Source organism: Methylobacterium sp. WL103, from assembly GCF_008039885.1.
In the GTDB taxonomy this organism is placed as follows: Bacteria; Pseudomonadota; Alphaproteobacteria; order Rhizobiales; family Beijerinckiaceae; genus Methylobacterium; species Methylobacterium cerastii.
This window is the reverse complement of record NZ_VRUX01000298.1, coordinates 1-5105: the sequence shown is the minus strand read 5'-3', so window position 1 is coordinate 5105 and position 5105 is coordinate 1. Positions and strand designations below refer to the sequence as shown.

At 70.4% G+C, this 5105-nt stretch carries 3 protein-coding genes; 1 reads left to right on the top strand and 2 read right to left on the bottom strand.

Going from position 1 to position 5105, the window contains the following annotated elements:
* Positions 1 to 53: 53 nt before the first annotated feature.
* A complete protein-coding gene (gene pabB / locus FV222_RS16755; protein WP_187277361.1) occupies positions 54 to 1481 on the bottom strand; it encodes an aminodeoxychorismate synthase component I in 1428 nt (475 codons plus the stop codon).
* Between the two features lie 292 nt (positions 1482 to 1773).
* Between pabB and rimO the strand changes: the two genes are divergently transcribed.
* Entirely contained in the window at positions 1774 to 3132 is a 1359-nt protein-coding gene (gene rimO / locus FV222_RS16750) for a 30S ribosomal protein S12 methylthiotransferase RimO (RefSeq protein ID WP_147763084.1), read from the top strand.
* 121 nt (positions 3133 to 3253) lie between these two features.
* Here rimO and mazG read toward each other — a convergent pair whose 3' ends face one another.
* Complete coding sequence (gene mazG, locus FV222_RS16745) at positions 3254 to 4126, bottom strand: nucleoside triphosphate pyrophosphohydrolase (protein WP_147763083.1); 873 nt, start codon at positions 4124 to 4126, stop codon at positions 3254 to 3256.
* Between the last annotated feature and the right edge of the window lie 979 nt (positions 4127 to 5105).

The window sequence follows — 5105 nt, the reverse complement described above, 5'->3', positions numbered from 1 at the left end:
CCGGGCCGGCGAGCGGCCCGCCATCCGGCCGGCCCGGGATCGGCCGGGCGCGCTCATGCCTCGAACGCCTGGAACACGCGCGCGGCCTTGGTCAGGGTCTCGTCGTACTCGGCCGACGGGTCCGAGAGCAGCGTGACGCCGCCGCCGGCCTGGAGCACGGCCGTCGTCGCGTCCATGAACACGGTGCGGATCGCGATCGAAGTGTCGATCGACCCGTCGAACCCGATCCGGCCGATGGCCCCGCAATAGAGCTCGCGCGCGTCGCCCTCGATCTCGGTGATGATGTCCATGGCCCTGAGCTTCGGCGCGCCGGTGATCGAGCCGCCGGGAAACGTCCTCTCGAGCAGGTCGAAGCCGTCGAGGCCGTCGCGCAGGGTGCCCGTGACGACAGAGACGAGATGGTGGATGCCGGCATAGGATTCCAGCCCGCACAGCACCGGCACCCGCACGCTGCCCGGCGCGCAGACCCGGGACAGGTCGTTGCGCAGCAGGTCCACGATCATGGTGTTCTCGGCGCGCTCCTTCGGATCGCCGAGCAGCCGCGCGGCGCGGGCTGCATCCTCGACCGGGTCGTCGCTGCGCGCGAGCGTGCCCTTGATCGGCCGGGTCTCGATCTGGCCGGCCTCGAGCTTGAGGAAGCGCTCGGGCGAACTCGACGCGACGGTCAGCCCGTCGAACTCGAGGTAGGCGCCGAAGGTCGCCGGGTTGGTCTCGCGCAAGGCGCGGTAGAACGCGAACCGGTCGAACCCTTCGGGCAGGGCGGCGGTGAAGCGCTGGGCGATGTTGGCCTGGTAGATGTCGCCGGCGCGGATGTAGTCGCGCACCCGCTCGACCGCCGCCTCGTAGCCCGCGCGCGTGAAGTTCGAGTGCCAGGTCGGCGGCGCAGCGAATGCGGGCGGGGCGGCGGGTTCCGGCGCCGCCCCTGCCAGGCAGTCGGCGAAGGCCGCGAGACGCACCCGCGCCCGCACCTCGCGCCGGGCCGGATCGGTCTCCGGGAACCCGGTGGCTGCCAGGCGACAGGTGCCGGCGCCGTGGTCGACGGTGAGCGCGACGTCGTGGAGGTCGAAGGCGGCGTCGTCCGTCAGCCCGGCCCGGCGGGCGGGCGCGACCACGCGCTCCAGCGCCTGCCCGAGATCGTAGGCGCAGTAGCCGATCGCGCCGCCGGAGAACGTCTCGCCGGATTCCGCTTCGAGCCGATAGGGCGCGAGGCAGGCGCGCAGAGCCGCCATCGGGCCGCCCGGCACCGGCCGCCCGTCGAGCGTGGCGCGGCCGTCGCGAAAACGGAAGCGGGCGAAGGGGTCGGCCGCCAGGATCGAGACCCGGCCGAGGGTGTCGTGCCGCATCGCGCTGTCGAGGAAGGCGAGGCCGGGCCAGCGCCGCAGCCGCATCGCCGCCGCGACGGGGTCGACGAACGGGATCTCCCGGGTCCAGATCTGTTGCGCCGCCATATCCTGCGCTGTCACGTCCGGTTCGAGGGCCATGGGTGTGGAGTGCCGGGTGCCGGCCCGTCGGTTCAAGTGCGAAGGCCTCGCACAGGCGGTTGCCCCTGGGAAGCCGCAGCCGATGCCGCAGGGTTTCGCGACCGATGCGCCGGACGCAATCCCTCCCGGTGGCGGCGCGGGGCTCGCGCGGCCTGCGCGATCCCGCTATAGCGATGACGCATCACGACAATCCGGGTCCGATGACGCGCCGGCCGCGAAGACCAGCCGGCCCCGAAGACCCGGGATCCTCGAGGCGTTCGACCTGGCGGCGTCCACGCCGCACGAAGGCAGCATGACCGCATCCGCACTTCCGTCCGATCCGAAGGTCACGGCCAAGACACTCGGCGCGCCAAAAATCTCGTTCGTCTCGCTCGGCTGCCCGAAGGCGCTGGTCGATTCCGAGCGGATCCTGACGCACCTGCGGGCCGAGGGCTACGAGCTCGCCCGGCGCCATGACGGGGCGGACGTGGTCATCGTCAACACTTGCGGCTTCCTCGATTCGGCGAAAGCCGAGTCGCTCGCCGCGATCGGCGAGGCGATGGCCGAGAACGGCCGGGTCATCGTCACCGGCTGCATGGGTGCGCAACCGGAGGAAATTCGCGAAAAATATCCGAACCTGCTCGCGGTGACGGGGCCGCAGGCCTACGAATCGGTGGTGGCCGCCGTCCACGAGGCGGTGCCGCCGGCCCACGACCCGTTCCTCGACCTGGTGCCGCCGCAGGGCGTCAAGCTGACCCCCCGGCACTACGCCTACCTGAAGATTTCGGAGGGCTGCAACAACCGCTGCACCTTCTGCATCATCCCGTCTCTGCGCGGCGACCTCGTCAGCCGGCCGGCCGGCGACGTGCTGCGCGAGGCGGAGAAGCTGGTGAAGGCCGGCGTGAAGGAGCTGCTCGTCGTCTCGCAGGACACCAGCGCCTACGGCGTCGACATCCGCTACGCCGAGAGCCCGTGGCGGGACCGCACGGTGCGGGCGAAGTTCTACGACCTCGCCAAAGAACTCGGCGAGCTTGGCGCCTGGGTGCGGCTGCACTACGTCTACCCCTACCCGCATGTCGACGAGGTGATCCCGCTGATGGCGGAGGGCAAGGTCCTTCCCTATCTCGACATGCCGCTGCAGCACGCCTCGCCGACCGTGCTCAAGCGCATGCGCCGCCCGGGCAACCAGGAGCGCCAGCTCGAACGCATCCGGCGCTGGCGCGAGACCTGTCCGGATCTCGCGATCCGCTCGACCTTCATCGTCGGCTTCCCCGGCGAGACCGAGGCCGAGTTCTCGGAGCTGCTCGACTGGATCAAGGAAGCCAAGCTCGAGCGCGTCGGCTGCTTCACCTACGAGCCGGTGACGGGTGCCATCGCCAACACGGTAGGCGAGGCGGTGCCGCCTGAATTGCAGTTGGAGCGCAAGCGCCGCTTCATGGAAGCGCAGCAGATTGTCTCGCTGCGCCTGCAGAAGGCGCGCATCGGCAAGCGCCTGCCCGTGATCATCGACACGGTGGGCGCCGACGGCATCAAGGGCCGCTCGAAATACGACGCGCCCGAGATCGACGGCAGCGTCCACGTCACCAGCCGCCGGCCGGTGCGCCAGGGCGACGTCGTCACCGTGAAGATCGAGGCGGCCGACGCCTACGACCTGCGCGGCAGCGTTGTCTAAGATTGGTTTTCGAAAGGGATCATCCCTTTCGTGGGTCCAGGGCGATGTCCTGGGGGTGGTTCGTCGGGCTCCGCCCGACACCCGCCAAAGGGATGATCCCTTTGGTATCCCGCATCCAGGATCAGGCCTTGCGCTCGGCCTGCTTCACCGCGATCCAGGCCGCCTCCATCGCCGCGAGGTCGGCGTCCGACAGGGTTCCACCCTCGGCCTCGATCCGGGCGGCCATGGCGGTGAAGCGGCGCACGAACTTGTCGTTGCCGGCCCGCAGCGCCGCCTCCGGGTCGATTCCGGCGTGCCGGGCGAGGTTGGCCACCGAGAACAGCAGGTCGCCGACCTCCTCGGCCACCGCCTGCGCGTCGCCGCCGGCCAGCGCCTCGGCGACCTCGTCGGCCTCCTCGTGGACCTTGGCGACCACGTCCGCCGCATCCGCCCAATCGAAGCCGTAGCCGGCCGCCCGCCGCGAGATCTTCTCCGCCCGCGTCAGGGCCGGCAGCGTCCCGGCGACGCCGTCGAGGGGACCCTCGGGGGCAGGAGACGGCTTGCCTGCGCTCTTGGCCGCGCCCTTGGCCGCATCCTTGGCCGCATTTTTGGCCGCGCGCTCGGCCGCCTTGATCGCCTGCCACTGCGCCTCGACGGCGCTTGCGGCCCGGCGCGGGCTGCCGACGGGGAGCAGGGCGCCGCCTGGCTGGAACACGTGCGGGTGGCGGCGCACCAGCTTCGCCACGATCGACCGAGCCACGTCGTCGAGATCGAAGGCGCCGGCCTCCTCGGCCATCCGGGCGTGGAACACCACCTGCAGCAGCAGGTCGCCGAGTTCTTCGCGCAGGTCGCCCAAGTCGTTTCGGGCGATCGCGTCGACGACCTCGTAGGCCTCCTCCAGGGCGTAGGGCGCGATGCTCGCCGAGGTCTGGGCGACGTCCCAGGCGCAGCCGCGCTCGGGATCGCGCAGCTCGGCCATCACCCGCCTCAAGGCGTCGAGTGGCGCTTCGACCATGCGTCAGGGCTCCCGAGGGGACGCCCCGTCCGACCCCGACGGGGCAGGGGTAGACCGCCCTGGTCGCGAAATCACCTCCGCTTATCGGCCTGCTGCGATGACCCTTCGCTGCGCCGATCCGCCTACCCGTTTCGTCCGGCTCAGCCGCTCCTATGGGGACAAAAGCGTCATATTCCCTATCTTCCAAGTGGACATTCTGAGGGTGACGGATCGTTCGTCGAAGCGGACGACGCGAAAACCCCCTAGGAAGACTATCAGGAAGGATTCTCAGAGAGTCTGTTCTGAAGGTTATAAGGGGTAGCGAAAAACGCTACCTTGACAGGAGGTTGACCCAGGTTCTCGCATCCGACTCTGCGTGGTTCCGCATTCGACTCTGCGTGGGATCGCATCGAACTCTGCGCGGGATTCCCGCGGCGCCGCATCGGAGTCTGCGCGGGTCCGCATGCGATTCGGCGTGATCCGGCCGGTTTTCCGGTGAGGAACGGGGACAAGTCGCAAGCTCCGGCCCGTATCGAACTCTGCGTGGTCGGCGGCCCGTCGCGGAGGCGCATCGAACTCTGCGCACGAGGCCTCGAGACACCCCCGCGCACCGGATGCCGTGCGGAAAGCCGGAGAGAGGACGGCCGAGGGGAGGGGAAGCGTGGATTGCCGGGATAACCGCCCTGCCCCCGAAGGACTCCGGCCCGGCGGGAGACTCCGGGCCGGTGAATCGTGTCATCACGGCCCGCGCCTCGCAGGACCCTGCCGGGCGCTCGGGCTGCCGCTTGCGGCGGGGCCGGGAGGGATGGTCCGCCCACGGTGCGGTCGCGGAGTTTTCGGACGACACGCATGGGGATCGAGGACAGACTGGCCGGCATCCGCGACGCCGACCTCCGCGCGGAGGTCGAGGCGGCGCGTGGCGGCTTCCTGTTCGCCCAGATCGTCGAGCACATCCTCCACCGGCAGCAGGTCCGCGACGCGGAGGCCTCGGCCCAGGGCG

Excerpts from the sequence above, each read along its gene's own strand:
- mazG (WP_147763083.1), bottom strand. The coding sequence starts at position 4,126 with ATGGTCGAAGCGCCACTCGACGCCTTGAGGCGGGTGATGGCCGAGCTG.
- rimO (WP_147763084.1), top strand. The coding sequence starts at position 1,774 with ATGACCGCATCCGCACTTCCGTCCGATCCGAAGGTCACGGCCAAGACA.
- pabB (WP_187277361.1), bottom strand. The coding sequence starts at position 1,481 with ATGGCCCTCGAACCGGACGTGACAGCGCAGGATATGGCGGCGCAACAG.